Origin of the sequence: Pseudomonas sp. N-137, from assembly GCF_034555295.1 — a bacterium.
Taxonomy (GTDB): domain Bacteria; phylum Pseudomonadota; class Gammaproteobacteria; order Pseudomonadales; family Pseudomonadaceae; genus Aquipseudomonas; species Aquipseudomonas rhizophila.
Genome location: NZ_JAXUDQ010000009.1, coordinates 166574 through 183765 on the forward strand (window position 1 = coordinate 166574; position 17192 = coordinate 183765).

The 17192-nt window shown below is 60.4% G+C and carries 17 protein-coding genes; 7 read left to right on the top strand and 10 right to left on the bottom strand.

The window, feature by feature from the left end; genetic code table 11:
* Positions 1 to 6: 6 nt before the first annotated feature.
* Genes sixA through T3A99_RS09540 form a run of 3 tightly spaced genes read right to left on the bottom strand, consistent with a single transcriptional unit; the run spans position 7 to position 1859 of the window.
* The gene (sixA, locus tag T3A99_RS09530) at positions 7 to 459 is read right to left on the bottom strand and encodes a phosphohistidine phosphatase SixA (RefSeq protein ID WP_047230343.1); all 453 of its coding nucleotides are present in this window, start codon (positions 457 to 459) and stop codon (positions 7 to 9) included.
* Positions 456 to 803, bottom strand: coding sequence for a DUF4389 domain-containing protein (locus T3A99_RS09535; protein ID WP_047230342.1), 348 nt, complete (start codon positions 801 to 803; stop codon positions 456 to 458). Before T3A99_RS09535 ends, sixA begins: the two co-directional genes overlap by 4 nt.
* A gap of 30 nt (positions 804 to 833) precedes the next feature.
* Complete coding sequence (locus tag T3A99_RS09540; RefSeq protein ID WP_047230341.1) at positions 834 to 1859, bottom strand: NAD(P)H-dependent glycerol-3-phosphate dehydrogenase; 1026 nt, start codon at positions 1857 to 1859, stop codon at positions 834 to 836.
* Between the two features lie 164 nt (positions 1860 to 2023).
* Here T3A99_RS09540 and T3A99_RS09545 point away from each other — a divergent pair, with 164 nt between their 5' ends.
* The 5 genes from T3A99_RS09545 to fabB all read left to right on the top strand — a co-directional run bounded on the left by T3A99_RS09545 (position 2024) and on the right by fabB (position 9016).
* A complete protein-coding gene (locus T3A99_RS09545; RefSeq protein ID WP_260990085.1) occupies positions 2024 to 4183 on the top strand; it encodes a TonB-dependent receptor plug domain-containing protein in 2160 nt (719 codons plus the stop codon).
* The gene (locus T3A99_RS09550; protein WP_047230340.1) at positions 4184 to 5116 is read left to right on the top strand and encodes an ABC transporter substrate-binding protein; all 933 of its coding nucleotides are present in this window, start codon (positions 4184 to 4186) and stop codon (positions 5114 to 5116) included. It begins immediately after the preceding gene.
* Positions 5113 to 7020 carry an ATP-binding protein gene (locus tag T3A99_RS09555; RefSeq protein WP_076383815.1) on the top strand — a complete coding sequence of 636 codons (1908 nt, stop codon included), beginning with the start codon at positions 5113 to 5115 and terminating at the stop codon, positions 7018 to 7020. The genes T3A99_RS09550 and T3A99_RS09555 overlap by 4 nt, the downstream gene beginning before the upstream one ends.
* Before the next feature lie 248 nt (positions 7021 to 7268).
* The gene (fabA, locus tag T3A99_RS09560) at positions 7269 to 7784 is read left to right on the top strand and encodes a 3-hydroxyacyl-[acyl-carrier-protein] dehydratase FabA (protein WP_047230338.1); all 516 of its coding nucleotides are present in this window, start codon (positions 7269 to 7271) and stop codon (positions 7782 to 7784) included.
* A gap of 11 nt (positions 7785 to 7795) precedes the next feature.
* A complete protein-coding gene (gene fabB / locus T3A99_RS09565; RefSeq protein WP_047230337.1) occupies positions 7796 to 9016 on the top strand; it encodes a beta-ketoacyl-ACP synthase I in 1221 nt (406 codons plus the stop codon).
* 187 nt (positions 9017 to 9203) lie between these two features.
* Here fabB and T3A99_RS09570 read toward each other — a convergent pair whose 3' ends face one another.
* The gene (locus tag T3A99_RS09570; RefSeq protein WP_047230336.1) at positions 9204 to 9668 is read right to left on the bottom strand and encodes a DUF3859 domain-containing protein; all 465 of its coding nucleotides are present in this window, start codon (positions 9666 to 9668) and stop codon (positions 9204 to 9206) included.
* Between the two features lie 151 nt (positions 9669 to 9819).
* Positions 9820 to 10830, bottom strand: a complete 1011-nt coding sequence (locus T3A99_RS09575) for an amidohydrolase family protein (RefSeq protein WP_047230335.1) — start codon at positions 10828 to 10830, stop codon at positions 9820 to 9822.
* Between the two features lie 133 nt (positions 10831 to 10963).
* Here T3A99_RS09575 and T3A99_RS09580 point away from each other — a divergent pair, with 133 nt between their 5' ends.
* Complete coding sequence (locus T3A99_RS09580) at positions 10964 to 11824, top strand: pirin family protein (protein ID WP_047230334.1); 861 nt, start codon at positions 10964 to 10966, stop codon at positions 11822 to 11824.
* Positions 11825 to 11984: 160 nt separating this feature from the next.
* Here T3A99_RS09580 and T3A99_RS09585 read toward each other — a convergent pair whose 3' ends face one another.
* From T3A99_RS09585 to T3A99_RS09600, 4 genes are all read right to left on the bottom strand, one after another.
* Positions 11985 to 12713 (bottom strand): dienelactone hydrolase family protein, encoded by a 729-nt coding sequence (locus T3A99_RS09585; RefSeq protein WP_322834243.1) that lies wholly within the window; start codon positions 12711 to 12713, stop codon positions 11985 to 11987.
* Between the two features lie 70 nt (positions 12714 to 12783).
* Positions 12784 to 14688 (bottom strand): molecular chaperone HtpG, encoded by a 1905-nt coding sequence (gene htpG, locus T3A99_RS09590; protein ID WP_047230356.1) that lies wholly within the window; start codon positions 14686 to 14688, stop codon positions 12784 to 12786.
* A gap of 87 nt (positions 14689 to 14775) precedes the next feature.
* Complete coding sequence (locus T3A99_RS09595) at positions 14776 to 15237, bottom strand: PaaI family thioesterase (RefSeq protein ID WP_322834244.1); 462 nt, start codon at positions 15235 to 15237, stop codon at positions 14776 to 14778.
* Complete coding sequence (locus tag T3A99_RS09600; protein WP_047230331.1) at positions 15234 to 15710, bottom strand: PaaI family thioesterase; 477 nt, start codon at positions 15708 to 15710, stop codon at positions 15234 to 15236. The genes T3A99_RS09595 and T3A99_RS09600 overlap by 4 nt, the downstream gene beginning before the upstream one ends.
* A gap of 158 nt (positions 15711 to 15868) precedes the next feature.
* On the opposite strand from T3A99_RS09600, the gene T3A99_RS09605 reads away from it, so the two are divergent.
* Positions 15869 to 16132 carry a hypothetical protein gene (locus T3A99_RS09605; protein ID WP_047230330.1) on the top strand — a complete coding sequence of 88 codons (264 nt, stop codon included), beginning with the start codon at positions 15869 to 15871 and terminating at the stop codon, positions 16130 to 16132.
* A gap of 74 nt (positions 16133 to 16206) precedes the next feature.
* Here T3A99_RS09605 and T3A99_RS09610 read toward each other — a convergent pair whose 3' ends face one another.
* A complete protein-coding gene (locus T3A99_RS09610; protein WP_160893104.1) occupies positions 16207 to 16944 on the bottom strand; it encodes a DUF599 domain-containing protein in 738 nt (245 codons plus the stop codon).
* Positions 16945 to 17192 lie beyond the last annotated feature (248 nt).

Here is a 17192-nt window from a genome sequence, read left to right on the forward strand (position 1 = left end):
GACCTCTCAGGGATGCTGAATGCCCTTGAGCTGCATCGCCCCGGCCAGCGGCAGGTCACCCTCCAGCTCGGCCAGGCCAGCCGTTTTAACCTGTTCGGGTTGTTGCAGGTGACCGTGTTGCAGAAAGCCCAGCAGGCTGCCCACCAGCGGGTTATGGCTGACCAGCAGCACGTCGCCCTGATCAACCAGCTGTTCCAGGACTTTTTGCGGGCGGGTTTCCGGCGTGAGCCAATCAACAGTGATCAACTCAGGCGCGAAGCCCAAGGCTTCGCGCACCAGTTGGGCGGTCTGTTGGGCGCGCAGGTACGGGCTGGCATAAATGGCGCTCAGCGGCTGGCCGATCAGCGCGGCGGCACTGCGCAGTGCTTCTTCGCGACCGTGAGCGGTCAGCGCCCGCTCAGGGTCGGGACGGGCACCGTATGGCTCGGCTTCCCCATGACGCAATACCCACAATTTCATAGCTTGGGCTCCTCGTCCCGGACCGGATGCGGAGCCGGCGCCACCACGTGAGGCGCTTCACCTTCCGGCGTGCGCGGGGTGGGCCAGTCAGCGAATGGCCAGGGTTTCTGGTCGCTGTGGAAGGTGCCGAAACGGCCGATCTGCGCCAGGAACTGGCTCAAGCTGTCACCAAAGTTCATCAGGCTGGCACTGGGCGCGCCATAGATCAGCCGGTAGATCAGTTGCACCAATACCACCGCGCCCAGGATGAACTGCGCCACCTGCCAGACCAGCAGGTAAATCACCATCCACAACACACGCAGCAGGATGGACTCGTATCGGGCCTGCTCTTTTGGATCGCTCATGGTTTGCTCCCGCTTCTGATCAATAGAGGCTCAGTTGAAGCCACTGGTGGAAATGAAATCGACGTCGGTCTTGGGCTCGCCACGCATCAACAGTTCGATCACCTGCTCCAGCGTGCGCCCTTCGAACAGAATCGCATGCAGCCCCGCGACCAGTGGCATGTAGACCCCGGACTCCTGAGACTTGGCCTTGAGCACCTTGAGCGTATTCACTCCTTCGGCCACTTCACCCAGGCGCGACACAGCCTCGTCCAGGCTCAACCCCTGACCGAGGGCGAAACCGACCTGGTAGTTGCGGCTTTTAGGCGAGGAACAGGTGACGATCAAATCGCCGACCCCGGCCAACCCCAGGAAGGTCATCGGATTGGCACCCTGGCTGACGGCAAAACGGGTCATTTCCGCCAGCGCCCGGGTGATCAGCATGCTTTTGGTGTTCTCCCCCATGCCCAGCGCCACCGCCATGCCGGCGATGATGGCATAGACATTCTTCAGCGCCCCGCCCAGTTCCACACCGAAACGGTCGGCACTGGCGTAGACCCGGAAGGTTCGCCCATGCAGCGCGGCCTGGACCCGCTGGCACAGTTCTTCGTCTTCACTGGCGACTACGGTGGCGGTCAGCGCATGCTCGGCGATCTCGCGCGCCAGGTTCGGCCCGGAAATCACACCGATTCGAGCCTTTGGGGCGATTTCTTCGAGAATCTCGCTCATCAGCTTGAAGGTCTGGGCTTCGATCCCCTTGGTCAGGCTCACCAGCAATTTGCCGCTCAAGCGTTCGGCATGGGGCGCCAGGACCGAGCGCAGGGCGCTGGACGGCAAGGCGACGAAAAACAGGTCACAGTCCTGCAAGGTGGCCTGCAAATCAGTCACCGGTTCAACTTCAGGGCGGATCTTGATGCCCTTGAGGTAACGCGGGTTCTCGCGATTGACCCGGATGGCCTCGGCCTGCTCCGGGTCACGCATCCATTGGCGCACCGGGTGGCCGTTCTCGGCCAGCAGATTGGCCACGGCGGTACCGAAACTCCCGCCCCCCAGGACCGCAATCGGGCGCTGTTCAGTCATATGCAATCCGTTCATCCATACCAAGTGGCAATGCCGGGCATTATACGGAGCGGCCACACCGCGACCAGCCCCGACTACAATTACCGGCAGTTGTAGGAAGCTGACCATCAATTCCTAGGAAAATGCTGTCAACGTGAATGGAAAAGTCACTCACCTCGGTTAACATGCCGGCCATCCTTTCCCTAATCAAAGGCTGTGCCGTGTTCGTTGGCCCTTCCCGTTCAGGTTCGTCGCTCGTATTGGCGCTGTTCATCAGCCCGCCAGTGCTGGCCGACGACTTGTTCGTCGACAGTCAGCCCCTGCCCCAAGTGTTGACGGCCACGCGCCTGAAACAATCGCCGGCGGCGGTCCCCGGCAGCATGACCGTGCTGGACAGCGAATTGATCAAGGCCAGTGGCGCCCGGGACATCAGCGAACTGCTGCGCCTGGTGCCGGGCATGATGGTCGGCAATATCAGCGGGAACCAGGCCGCCGTGAACTACCACGGCACCAACGCCACCGAAGCGCGGCGCATGCAGGTGCTGATCGATGGCCGCTCGGTGTATCGCGCCGGCCTGGCCACGGTGGACTGGAGCGATATTCCAGTGGCCATGGAAGACATCGAGCGGATCGAAGTTTTCCGCGGCCCCAACACCGTCAGCTACGGCGCCAATGCACTGATGGCGGTGGTCAATATCATCACCCGCGCTCCGGCCGACAGCCACGGCACCCGCCTGAAAATCACCCGAGGCCAGCGTGGCATCAGCGACTGGTACGCCAGCCAGGGCAGCGGTTGGGAGAGCGGTGACCTGCGGCTGTCACTGTCCGGCCAGGAAGACGACGGCTTTGACAGCAACCGCACCGGCGCCGATTACCGCGACAGTCGACGCTTGAACCGTTTCAACCTGTCCGTCAGCCAGACCCTGAACGAACAGCAGAGCATCGACTGGCAACTGAACGCCAAAGACGGGACCAATCAGCGGCCTTATACCTACCATCCAGTGTTCGCCGGGATTACGGCCGCCGGGGATAACTCCGATGTTGTCGCCAAGGACTACGCCGGTTCGCTGCGCTGGAACCTGGACCTGAACCCCAACCACAGCCTTTATGTACAAGGCTCGCTCCAGCATTGGGATCGCCAGCAGACCTGGCGCGCCTGCGATGCCGAGGTCTCCTTCAGCCCGCAGTTGACCGATCTGTGGTTGCTCAACCCTAACTACGCCGAGAAGCTGGCGCGCAATATTCCCAGCTTCACCGGCACCGGTGCGCCGCCCGGCACCCCGCAAGAACAGGCGCTGGCCAATCAGGTGCTCGATCAATGGCGCAACGGCGCCTCGCAAACCTTGTGCGGCGATATCGACCAGAGCGCCCGTGAGTCGCGCTACGACCTGGAAATCCAGGACACCCTGAGCCTGTCCGACAGCCTGCGACTGGTCACCGGGGCAAACTATCGCTACGACCGGGCCGACTCCGAGACGTACTTCAACGGCACGCTGGACGACACCACTTGGCGCCTGTTCGGCCAACTGGAGTGGCGGGCCAGCGAACATTGGCTGGTACAGGGCGGTGCGATGTTCGAAGACACCCACCTGACCGGCAGCTCGCTGACGCCGCGGGTGGCGGTCAACTACCTGATCACACCACGCCATGGCCTGCGGGCGGTGTACTCCGAGGCGGTGCGCTCGCCGGACATGTTCGAGAACAATGTCAATTGGAGTTATCAGGTCACCAACCTCAAGCCCACCGCCTTCGGCCAGAGCAGTGCCCGTTATTTTGTCCAGACCCGAGGGCCGGGAAACCTGGACCAGGAGCACATGCGCTCCCGGGAACTGGGCTACAACGGTTATTTCATGAACCTGGGGCTGAGCGTCGATGTGAAGCTGTTCCATGACGAAATCACCGGCATGATCAGCGAACCCCTGCGCAACAATCAGTACATTGCCAGCAACGCCAATGAATCACAGTTTTCCGGGGCCGAAACCCAGTTCGACTGGCGCATCACCAGCGCCGACCGCCTGCGCCTGACCTATGCCTACGTCGATGCGCTGGCCAGCAATGCCCTCGACGAACAGCCGACCGCCCGCAATAGCGGTTCGGCCGGCTGGCTGCGGGACTGGGGCCGAGGCTGGAACAGTGCGGTGTTCTATTATGGCGCGGACGACCTTAACGGCTATCGCTTTGAACGAGTCGACACCCGCCTGGCCAAACGCATTTCTTTGGGCAAGGCCAACCTGGAACTGGCGGGCATCCTGCAACAGCGTCTCGACAACCAGCCCACTACGTTTGTCGACAACCACTACGACTCCCGTCACGTCCTGTATTTCACTGCGGAGTTGTCGTTCTAGATGTTCCGGGGTCAATCGCGCAAGACGCCCTTTCGTGGCCGCCTGCCGCTGGCGCTGTGCCTGGTGTTTGCAGGCTGGCTGGCAACGATCGAGGCCCGCGCCGCCGACATTCTATTGACCGGTGCCCATAACAGCCCTGGCGCTCAGTCATTCACCCAGGCCCTGAAGGCCCTGCGCCCCGAGGACAACGTCAGGTTTACTCCGCTGGCCAGCCTGCCGGCGCCCGGCAAACTGCCCCGCAATGTCCGCCTGATCTTGCTTGACCTGCCCAGCCTTGACTGGCGCCTGCAGGAAACCCACGGGCCCGCCACCCTGGTACTGCGAATCAGCCGCCAACAAGCCAGGGATCGCCTGGGCGAGACAACACCCGATCACCTGAGCCTGTTGTGGAGCGATCCGCCGCTGACGCGGCAATTGCGACTGATTAGCGCGATCCTTCCGCAAATGCGCAGGGTCGGCGTGCTGTTCGACGGGCACAGCGAGTTCCTGCTCAAGGAAATCCGCCAGGCAGCGACGCCGTTGGGGCTGGAGATCGTGAGTGAACGCTGGGACGACACCAGTGACAGTCGCCCTCTGCAAAAGCTGTTGGGCCGCAGCGATGTGCTGCTGGGGCTCGACGACCCCGATCTGTACAACCCCAAGACGGTAAAGAATCTGTTGCTCAGCAGCTACGCCCGGCAACGTGCGCTGATCGGGCCCAACGCCGCTTTCGTCAAGGCCGGCAGCCTGGCCAGCACCTACAGCGACCAGGAGGACTGGCTGGCAATTCTCGACGATTTGCTGGACCGCCCCGCCGCCACCTGGCCCCGCACCCTGTATCCGGCCCGCTTCAAAGTCCTGAGCAACCAGCAGGTCGCCCGCTCACTGGGGATCGAGCCGATTGACGCCGAATCCGTCGCTGCACAGCTGGCCGAAGGAGAACAACGCCCATGACCTTGCGTCGCCGCTGGGACATCAATACCCGCACCCAGCTTATCGCCCTCGGCCCGGCCTTGCTGCTGACGGTGCTGTTGATCAGCTTCTTTACCTTCGTGCGAATCCAGGACCTGCGCCAGGAACTCAACCATACCGGGCAGTTGATCGCCAACCAGCTGGCCCCGGCCACGGAATATGGGGTGATATCGGGCAATAACGAGGTGCTGGAAAATCTGCTCACCGCCACCCTGGCCACGCCTCATGTGCGTTTTCTGGAGGTTCAAGACAGCACGGACCGGGTTGTGGTGTATGTCGAGCAGCCCGCGCAAGGCCGCAAGCATTCCCAGCAGATCGAAGTTTTCCAGGCGCCGGTTCGCCTGCAGCGCATTGCCTTGAACAATGATTTCCTGCAAGGCAACAGCATGACCATCGAGGCGCCCGATGAGGATTACCTGGGCCGGGTGATCGTCGGCATGTCCAGTGACGCCTTCAGCCAGCGGCAGCAGGAAATCCTCCTCAAGGCCGCGATCCTGGCGCTGTTCGCCCTGCTGTTCACCTTCCTGGTGGCGCGTCGCCTGGCGTCCAACCTGTCCCGGCCGATCCGCGACATCGGCAACGCAGTCATGGCGATCCAGCAAGGCGACTACGGCACGCCGCTGCCCATCGTCGACGATGCCGAACTGGGGGCCTTGTCGCGGCATATCAACAATCTGGCCGACGGTCTCGAGCAAGCCAGCCGTGAACAGCACCAGGCCATGGCGCAACTGATCAAAACCCGGGAAGAAGCGGAGAAGGCCAACAGCGCCAAGTCCGAATTCCTGGCGATGATGAGCCATGAACTGCGCACCCCCATGAACGGTGTACTGGGCATGCTGCAACTGCTGGAAACCACCGAAATGACGGAGGAGCAATTCGAGTACACGGCGCTGGCCAGCGAATCCACCGAGCACCTGCTGAAAGTCATCAACGACATCCTCGACTTCTCGCGCATCGAACGCTCGGCCCTGGAGCTGGAACACATCCCGTTCAATCTGGCGGAGCTGGTCGCCAGTTGCGCCCAGTCGTTCCAGCACAGCGCCGCGCAACGCAAGCTGGGCCTGGACCTGCTGATCCCTGATGACATGCAGCCCTTGCAGGTGCAAGGCGACCCGACGCGGATCCGGCAGATCCTGGTCAACCTGATCGGCAATGCCCTGAAATTCACCGAACAAGGCCGCGTCACCGTGCAATGCCAGTGGCAGGCACTGGATCACGAACTCCTGTGGTTTACCTGCACGGTGCGCGACAGTGGCATCGGGATCGCGACCGAAAGCCTGGAGCGCATGTTCGATGCCTTCCAGCAAGCCGACAGTTCGATTTCCCGGCGCTACGGTGGCACCGGCCTGGGGCTGCCGATTGCCCGCACCCTGGCTGAGCGCATGGGGGGCACATTGCGCGCCCAGAGCGAAGAAGGCCAGGGGTCGGTGTTTACCCTGGAGATTCCTCTGGCCCTGTCGAAAAAGGCACCGATAGCCCTGGCGCCAAAGCTCCCCGACGGCATCGGCAGCGGTCATGGCGAGGGCCGCAACGTGCTGCTGGTAGAAGACAATCCGGTGAACCAGACCGTGATCGAAGCCATGCTGCGCAGCCTGGGCTTCACCGTCAGCATCGCCGCCGACGGCGCCCAAGCCATCCGCAGTGCCGAAAGTCTGATTTTCGAGGCGATTCTGATGGATTGCCGGTTGCCCATCATCGATGGCTACGAAGCCACGCGACAGATCCGCCAGTTACCCGGCTGCGGCGAGGTGCCCATCATCGCTCTGACGGCCAATGCGCTACAGGGCGATCGCGAAGCCTGTCTCGCGGCGGGCATGAACGATTACCTGGCCAAACCGTTCAAAAGAGCTGACCTGCAGCAAATTCTGCAGCGCTGGGTGCGTTAGTGCAGGCGTTTCGACCATCTGCGACTGGCGTGAAAGGCGAAAGTGCGGCAGTCTTAACCACCCGAACAAGTCCCGATTGGGGCTTGAATAAAAATTTCAGTGCACAGGTGTACATTCATTTCCCGTGTGCTGTGACTTTCACTACAACGCAATAGTCTATGAGTAGGCTGTCGATTCGAGGCATGAACGCTTCGATCGGCCGGGAAGATTTGCCCCACCCTGCCGCATGGGACTATTGAGGAGCTCGCATGACCAAACAAAACGCCTTTACTCGGGAAGACCTGCTGCGCTGCAGTCGCGGTGAGCTGTTCGGCCCAGGTAACGCGCAACTGCCCGCCCCGAACATGCTGATGGTGGATCGCATCACCCATATCAGCGAAGAGGGTGGCAAGTACGGCAAAGGTGAATTGGTCGCCGAGCTGGACATCACTCCTGACCTGTGGTTTTTCGCCTGCCACTTCGAAGGTGATCCGGTGATGCCGGGCTGCCTGGGCCTGGATGCCATGTGGCAATTGGTCGGTTTCTTCCTCGGTTGGCAAGGCCTGCCGGGCCGCGGTCGCGCCCTGGGTTCGGGCGAAGTGAAGTTCTTCGGTCAGGTTCTGCCGAGCGCGAAGAAGATTACCTATAACATTCATATCAAACGCGTCCTCAAGGGCAAGCTGAACATGGCCATTGCCGATGGTTCAGTGGCTGTGGATGGTCGCGAGATCTACACCGCCGAAGGCCTTCGGGTCGGCGTTTTCACCTCCACTGACAACTTCTAAGGGTTATCCGCATGCGCCGCGTCGTTATCACTGGTCTGGGCATCGTTTCGTGCCTGGGCAATGACAAAGAGACCGTCTCCGCTAACCTGCGTGCAAGTCGCCCTGGCATCCGGTTCAATCCGGAATATGCCGAAATGGGTCTGCGTAGCCAGGTTTCCGGCTCCATTGACCTTCCCCTCGAAGAGCTGATCGATCGCAAGATCTACCGTTTCGTCGGCCATGCGGCGGCTTACGCCTACCTGGCCATGAAGGACGCCATCGCTGACTCCGGCCTGACCGAAGAGCAGGTGTCCAACCCGCGCACCGGCCTGATCGCCGGTTCCGGTGGTGCCTCGACCTTGAACCAGATGGAAGCGCTGGACATCCTGCGCGAAAAAGGCGTCAAGCGCGTCGGCCCGTACCGCGTCACTCGGACCATGAGCAGCACCGTTTCCGCCTGCCTGGCCACGCCGTTCAAGATCAAGGGCCTGAACTACTCCATCGCCTCTGCCTGCGCCACCAGTGCGCACTGCATCGGCAACGCCATGGAGCAAATCCAGATGGGCAAGCAGGACGTCGTGTTCGCCGGCGGTGGTGAAGAAGAACACTGGAGCCAGTCGTTCCTGTTCGACGCCATGGGCGCCCTGTCCAGCAAGCGCAACGACACCCCGGAAAAAGCTTCCCGCGCCTACGATGCCGACCGTGACGGCTTCGTCATCGCTGGCGGCGGCGGCATGGTGGTGGTCGAGGAGCTGGAACACGCTCTGGCCCGTGGCGCGAAAATCTACGCGGAAATCGTCGGCTACGGCGCCACTTCCGATGGCTATGACATGGTCGCCCCAAGCGGCGAAGGCGCCATCCGCTGCATGCAGATGGCCATGTCCACCGTCGACACGCCCATCGACTACCTGAACACCCACGGCACTTCGACCCCGGTCGGTGACGTTGCGGAAATGAAAGGCGTGCGCGAAGTGTTCGGTGCCAACGCCCCGGCCATCAGCTCCACCAAGAGCCTGTCGGGTCACTCCCTGGGCGCCGCGGGCGTTCACGAAGCGATCTACTGCATGTTGATGATGGAAGGCAACTTCATCGCCGGCTCGGCCAACATCGACGAACTGGACCCGGAAGTGGCCGACCTGCCGATCCTGACCAAGACTCGCGAAGACGCCAAGATCGACACAGTGATGAGCAACAGCTTCGGCTTCGGCGGCACCAACGCCACCCTGGTATTGAAGCGCTGGCAGGGCAAGTAAGCCCCGCCGCAACGCCACACACAAAAACGCCCCGACTGGTTCGGGGCGTTTTTTTGTCTGCTCTGCACACCACATTCCCTGTGGATAATTCCCTTGTGGGAGCGAGCCTGCTCGCGATGAGGCCCTGACATTCAACATCTAGGTTGGCTGACAGATTGCTATCGCGAGCAGGCTCGCTCTCACAGATTCAGCGCACGACAAACCGTTGCTGCGCCAGCAATCGATCGCCCTGGAACACCATGAACCGCCACTCCCCCGGCACCACTTCGTGGCTTTCGGTGAACTCGTAGGCCATCACATCCTGCGGTGCACCGGGCACCAGTTTCTGGGTGACTTCGAATTTATCGTGGCGCACGCCATCGGGGGTGCGAATGCCTGGGGTGAAATACAACAAGGTCAATGGCTGGTCGTCAGCCACCTTGTCCGCCAAGCGGTAGCGCAGACCGAACTTGGTGCCCAGCTTGGCCGGTACACTTTCAGTCTGCCGGATCTGCTCGTTGCTGCGGCGCAGAACCCGCTCCCCTGATTGCAGTTCGGCTTGGGGCCCTTCGAAGATACCGTACTCCACCGGGCCTTCGACACGGACTTCCGCCTGGGCCAGGCCGCAGACCGACAACAGCGCGACCAGTGCGCTTGAACGGGTGAGGTGCATAGTGCGCTCCTTGATTGTGATGAGCGCGAGGGTATGACGCGGCGGTGACAGGCTGATGACAAGGCGATGGTCACCTTGTGCACTGAGAGCTTCTGTGGGAGCAAAGCTTGCTCGCGCTGCAGGCGCCCTCAATTGCGAAATTGCAATACCTTCATTGCGGGCAAGCCTTGCTCCCACACAACACCGCCAGGAAATTATCCCGAGCTACGTTCTTCGCCACCTCTTCCGGCAACGCATCCAGGAACGGATCGAAGCTGCGTAATTCCTTACCGACATTGTCGAAACGCCCCACTACATCCGACCCCAACATAAAACGCTCCGGGAAGCGCTCCACCAGCTTGAGCCACGCCTCGCGGGGTTTGCCCGCCTCGTCCAGCAGGTAAGGCGTGAGCACGCTCCAGGACAGGTCGATGTACAGGTTCGGATAGGTCTCCAGCATCCGGGTCAGTGTCGGCAACAAAAAATCCAGCCGCGTCTGGTGACGATGGATCTCCATGCTGGTGCCGGCATGGGCCCAAATGAACCGCGTGTGGGGATGGTTGCGCAACGGCTCTTCAATTTCCGGCAAATACAGCGCGTTTTTCTCACGCTTGGAGGTGATGTTGGAGTGCAGCAGCACCGGCAGATCGTTCTCCGCCGCCAGGTGATAGATCCGCGTCATGGCCTCGTTGTTGGCCCGCGGGGTGTCCCCCGACGTCAGTGCCGTCAGGTCGTCATGGCGGGTGAACACCTCACCAATGCCTTGCCACAAACCCGGATACAGATCGAGCATGCGCTGGATGTGCATGGCGGAGTTTTTGTCGTTGGGGTTGAAACCGGACAAAAAAGGATGAAAGTGCTGGCGTTGTTCAGCGGTCAACTTGCTCACCGCCGCTGCGACAATTACATCGGTGGCGCTGTACCAATAGGCGTCCGCATCGTCACCGGCGTAGTAACGCGGGCGCTTGGGCTCATCCTCATGCCATTTCTTGGCCACCGGTATGCCTGAAATCATCACATGCTCGATGCGATTGTCGGCCATCGCCTTCAGTAACTCGGGCATGCCGGCGGTTTCCTGAAAGAAATCGACGTAATGCAGGTGTGCATCGCTGTAGGCATATTCGCGGGCCATGACGCCACTGCTCGAAACGGCCAGCAGCCAGGCGAAGATCAGACGGGTCATGGGCACGGGCGGACTCCAGAAAGTTATGAACAGGATAGACCCCGACCGTCGCGTCCGGGTTCACGGCGCATGTGCCGTCAGTTGTCACGGCGGGTTATGCTTTGCCCATCCGTTGCTCAACCTGGAAGACATCATGATCACGCCCCTGACCATTCGCCCACGCGCAGAAGATGTGGAAGGCCAGCCGATTCTTCGCCCGCTGCCGTCCGCCAAGTGTCGCAGCGTCGGACCGTTCGTTTTTTTCGACCACATGCTGCAAACCTCCTACAAGGCCGGTCAAGGCATGAACATTCGTCAGCATCCCCATATCGGGTTGTCGACCCTCACCTATCTGTTCGAAGGGCAGCTCCAGCACAAGGACAGCCTGGGCTCCGATCAAGTGGTGGACGCCGGGGACGTCAGCTGGATGACCGCGGGCAGCGCCATCGCCCATGTCGAGCGCACGCCCGAATCACTGCTGGGCAGCGACTTCGTCATGCACGGCTTGCAAGTCTGGTTGGCCTCGCCCCAATCCCACGAACAGGGGCCTGGACACTACAGCCATCATCCGGCGCACACCCTGCCGGTCAGCGATAACCTGGGGGTAAAGATCCGGATGATCGCCGGGTCGGGTTTTTGCCTGGAATCACCGGTGCCGACGCTGTCCCCGACCCTGTACGCCGAGCTGAACCTGCAAACCGCAACGACCCTGCTGATTCCCACCGAGCATGAAGAGCGGGCACTGTATGTGCTCAGCGGCGAGGCGCAGCTGGACGGTGAACCGCTAGAGCCCCACTCGTTGGTGGTGCTCCCGGCCGGGGAACAAATGACACTGTTCGCCGACAGCGACTGCCATGCGGTGCTGTTCGGCGGCGCGCCGCTGGATGGGCCACGTCGGATCAACTGGAATTTCGTCTCCAGCGATCCGGCGCGAATAGACGAAGCCCGCCGGCGTTGGGCGGCCGGGGACTGGCCGACCGTGCCGGGGGAAAGTGAGCGGATCGAATTGCCCTGAATTCAGCGGTGTCTGACAGATCGCCATCGCGAGCAGGCTCGCTCCCACACTGGATCGTTGCCATTCGCAAATGGCGCGAACACCTCGGTCAAATGTGGGAGCGAGCCTGCTCGCGATAGCAGTCTGGCAGGCGACAGCCTATTCAGCACCAGGCCCGATCTCAGCCCCTGAGCACTTCATCCAGCAAATTATGCATCGACCTGAACGCCCGTGCGGCAACCTTGGCGTCGTACATCATCTTGCCCGGGACATTGGCCTGTGGATCGGTGAACGAATGCACCGCACCACCGTAGCTCAGCAGTTGCCAATCCACCCCGGCGGCGTTCATTTCGTCTTCGAAAGCCGGCAGTTGCTCCTTGGGCACCAATGGGTCCGAGGCGCCATGCATGACCAGCACCGCCCCCCTGATGTTCTGCGCATCCGCCGGATTGGGTGTGTCCAGGGTGCCATGGAACGAAATAGCGGCCTTCAACGGTGCGCCTGTGCGTGCTAGCTCCAGGGAGCAGCAGCCGCCAAAGCAGAAACCGAACGTAGCAAGTCTCGACGCATCGACCTGCGCCTCACCCTGACTTTGCAGTTGCTCGAATGCCGCCTGCATGCGCTTGCGCAACAAGGCACGATCATTCTTGAGCGGCATCATCGCAGCCCCGGCTTCATCGGCATTGGTCGGGCGCACGTCCTGGCCGTAAAGATCGGCGATCAACACAACATAGCCGTTGGCCGCCACCGACCTGGCGATTTCCTCGGCCCCCGCCCCTACGCCCATCCAATTGGGCGCCATCAGCAAACCCGGGCGCGAGCCCTGCTGGCTAACGTCGAAGGCCAGGCGGCCCTCATAGGTTCGACCATCGATCTGATACTCCAGCGAACTAACCGTAACCTGACTCATGACGGACTCCTCTTGAAACGGAACACCAGAAATGAAAAAACCCGCCGAAGCGGGTTTTTCCTGCACTTGATTAAGCTGACAGTTCAACCAACAGCTTGTTCAGGCGGCGCACATAGGCCGCCGGGTCCTTCAGGCTGTCACCCGCCGCCAGGGCGGCCTGATCGAACAGGATGTGCGACAGGTCGCCGAAGCGCTCTTCGCTCTGCTCGTTGTCGAGCTTATCCACCAGCGGGTGAGCCGGGTTGAATTCGAAGATCGGCTTGGAGTCCGGGACTTTCTGGCCGCTGGCTTCAAGGATCTGCCGCATCTGCAGGCCCAGGTCCTGTTCACCGATGGCCAGGATCGCCGGGGAGTCCGTCAGGCGGTGAGAAACCCGCACTTCGCTGACGGCATCGCCCAGGGCAGTCTTGATCCGCTCAACCAGGCCTTCCTTGCTCTTGGCGACTTCTTCGGCGGCTTTCTTGTCTTCTTCCGAGTCCAGGTTACCCAGGTCCAGATCACCACGGGCCACGTCGACAAAGCTCTTGCCGTCGAACTCGCTGAGGTAGCTCATCAGCCATTCGTCGATGCGGTCGGTCAGCAGCAGCACTTCGATGCCTTTCTTGCGGAAGACTTCCAGGTGCGGACTGTTCTTGACCTGTGCATAAGTTTCACCGGTCAGGTAGTAGATCTTGTCCTGACCTTCCTTGGCGCGGGCCAGGTAATCGGCCAGGCCAACGATCTGTTCGCCATCATCACCCTGGGTCGAAGCAAAGCGCAGCAGGCCAGCGATTTTTTCTTTGTTCGCGAAGTCCTCGGCAGGGCCTTCCTTCATCACCTGGCCGAAGTTCTTCCAGAAGCTCTTGTACTGCTCGGGCTCGTTTTTCGCCAGTTTTTCCAGCATGTCCAGAACACGCTTGGTCAGCGCCGACTTCATGGAGTCAATGATCGGGTCTTTCTGCAGGATTTCCCGCGAAACGTTCAGGGACAGGTCATTGGAATCGACCACGCCCTTGATGAAACGCAGGTACAGCGGCAGGAACGATTCGGCCTGGTCCATCACGAATACACGCTGCACGTACAGCTTCAAGCCGCGTGGTGCTTCGCGCTGGTACAGGTCGAACGGCGCACGGGCCGGCACGTACAACAGTGAGTTGTACTCCAGCTTGCCTTCGACCTTGTTGTGGCTCCAGCTCAGCGGGTTCTCGTAATCATGTGCAACGTGCTTGTAGAACTCCTGGTATTCCTCGTCCTTCACCTCAGTGCGCGGACGGGTCCACAGGGCACTGGCGCGGTTGACGGTTTCCCATTCCACTTCGGGCTTTTCTTCGCCTTCGGCAGCGGCGACTTCCTTCGGCAGCTCGATCGGCAACGCGATATGGTCGGAGTACTTCTTGATGATGTTGCGCAGGCGCCAGCCATCGGCGAACTCGTCTTCACCGGACTTGAGGTGCAGCACAATGCGGGTACCGCGATCAGCCTTGTCGACGGTGGCGACTTCAAACTCGCCCTCGCCCTTGGACGACCAATGCACACCTTCGCTCGCAGCGAGGCCGGCACGGCGGCTGAACACTTCGACCTGATCAGCGACGATGAACGCGGAATAGAAACCGACACCGAACTGGCCGATGAGGTGGGAGTCTTTTTTCTGGTCGCCGGAGAGGTTCTTCATGAAATCGGCGGTGCCGGACTTGGCGATGGTGCCCAGGTGAGTGATCACCTCTTCGCGGCTCATGCCGATGCCGTTGTCTTCGAGGGTGACGGTCTTGGCGTCCTTGTCGAAGCTCACGCGGATTTTCAGTTCGGCGCCGCCTTCCAGCAACTCTGGCTTGGACAGGGCTTCGAAACGTAATTTGTCGACAGCGTCAGAGGCGTTCGAAATCAGCTCGCGAAGGAAAATTTCCTTATTCGAATACAGCGAGTGAATCATCAGGTGCAGCAGTTGCTTCACCTCGGTCTGGAAGCCCAGGGTTTCCTTTTGAGTTTCCACGCTCATGGTCATCAAACTCCAAGTGGATGGTGGTGTCCGCCTCGCTGAGATTGGCGGCGGGATGTCCTCAAGGTGGGGGCAACGCTGATGATTTCAAGGGCTATGCGCTTTTGAAGACTCCTGAATTTTGAAATGCGCCCGGGCGGTGGCAATGGGTTCGGCCTCAAGATCCTGCCAGGCGGTGATCGCAACATTGGCTACCCGGCGCCCCTGCCGCCAGACCTGACATCTGGCGAAAGTGTCGCGAAACTGCCCGGCGCGCAGGTAATCCAGGGAGAAATCGATGATTTTCGGCACGCCCGTCGCACGGGTGGCAATCAACAGATACACCGCGGCCGACAACTCCATGAAACCGGCGATGACGCCGCCGTGGATGGCCGGCAATAAAGGGTTACCAATGTTGTCCTTGTTGGCCGGCAGGCGAAACAGCAGCTCCTCGCCCTGACGCGAGCATTCCACGCCGATCAACCGCGCATAAGGAATCGAGGCCAGCAGCAGCTCGTAGTCGCCCCGCTCGCAGGCTTGGCGCAGTTGTTCCTGAGTGATATCGCTCATGGTTTGTCTACGGCAGCCAGCGGGCCACCCCTTTTGATTCCCTTGGCGTGCTGGCCCAGGCGCATGAAGGTGCCCACCACATGGGCGATGGGTTGTTCGGGGTCGTCCTGATAGGCAAATCCACGGCTGAAGATCACGTCCTGAGTGACCCGATAGCATTGGGCAAAGCCATAGACATCCTTGTTCGGTTCAGCGGCGTGCATGTAGTCGATGCGCAGGTCCAAAGTCGGACAGACCTCGAACTGCGGCAACACACACAACGTCGACATGCCACACGCCGTGTCCATCAACGACGTCAACGCGCCACCATGGATGATGCCCGTAAGGGGGTTGCCGACGATCTGGGGGCTGTAAGGCAGGATCACAGTCAGCCCCTCGGGACTGGCACTGTGCAACTTCAAGCCCAGCACCTGACAATGTCGCAGTGCGGACAGAAAGCGTGTCGCACGCTCAAAAACGGGGTCTTGCGCCATTGGATTTAACGCCTTTATTAATGAGCAGTCGCGGTAACAAGCATGCCCTGTAAAGTTCCGTTCCCATACAAAGTTATATATCTGTAGCAAAAGAGGAACTTAATCCAAGGGGGGGCGTTCAAAAGGCCAGTAGTTATTTCCATAAGGAGAAACACCCCATGCGTAAGACTTTAGCTATTGCCTTGATGTTGGCCGCCTCCCTCGGTCTCGCTGCCTGCGATAAAAAATCCGAGGACAAAGCTCAAGATGCCAACGAACACGCTGAGCAAGCTCAGGAAAAAATGAGCGAAGCACAGGATAAAGTGAACGACGCAGCGAAAGAAAACGCCGAAGCCGCCAAAGATCAGGCCGAATCGAACGAAGCTGCTACACAGGAACAAGCACCTGCAACAGCGCCCGCCACCGCACCGGCAACCAACTAATACGGTTTGGGCATATAAAGAAACCCGCCTAGCGCGGGTTTTCTTTTGTCTGCGATTTGGTAGTGACCGTTCTGTCAGGCCGGGTCCTTGCCTACATCAGGCAATGGCGCCTCGGTGGGGGTGTAAACCATGACCTGCAGCACGTCGGAGTGAAACTCCCGACGGTACAGCACCAACACCACGCCTGCACTCATCAACATGAACAACCAGGGGCTGACGAACCACGCCAACATGGTCATGCCGAAATAATAAGCGCGCAGGCCAAAATTGAACTGGTTAGCCGCCATGGAGATCACCCGCGCCGCCCTGAGCGCGAAGGCCTTGCGTTCCTGCGCCGATACATGTCGCTCGCCGATCATTGGCGCCGATCCCACCAGAACCGCCGCGAAGTTGTATTGGCGCATGCACCAGCTAAAGGTGAAGAAGGCATACACAAACACCAGCGCCAGGCACAGCAACTTGGCCTCGGACATGCCTTGGGACGCCTGCTGCACCATCGGCAAATCGGCCAACAACGACACCGCACGATCGGACGCCCCAAGCACCGTCAGGATGCCCGCCAGGATGATCAGCGTGCTGGAGGCGAAGAAGGACGCGTTGCGCTCCAGGTTGCCGATCACGCTGGCGTCGGCGATACGGTTTTCGCGCAGCAACATGCGGCGCATCCAGTCTTCGCGATACAAGTGCATGACGCTGGCCAGACAGGCCGTATCGCGAGCTTTCAACGACGCATAACGGGTGTAGCCGCCCCAGCAGACGACGAACCAGACAGCGGCCAGAAGATGGATCAGATTGGCTTGGATGAATGACATGTAATTCCTTATCTGACGAAGAACATGGAGCAGCTTGTGATTGACCTTGCTCAGTCCACAGGGCCGGCACAAGCCTTTCAAGACAATGCTTCGACGTTAGTCCAAGGAAAAAGACACTGCACCCGCGCCATAAAAATCTATGGTCACCCCCATTTTTGCAATACTGATTAATGGGTGAAGTGGTTGGCTTGCTTAAATCTATCCGGCGTCGATCCAGGGCATGCCCCGCGCCACGATGAGAGTCGCGC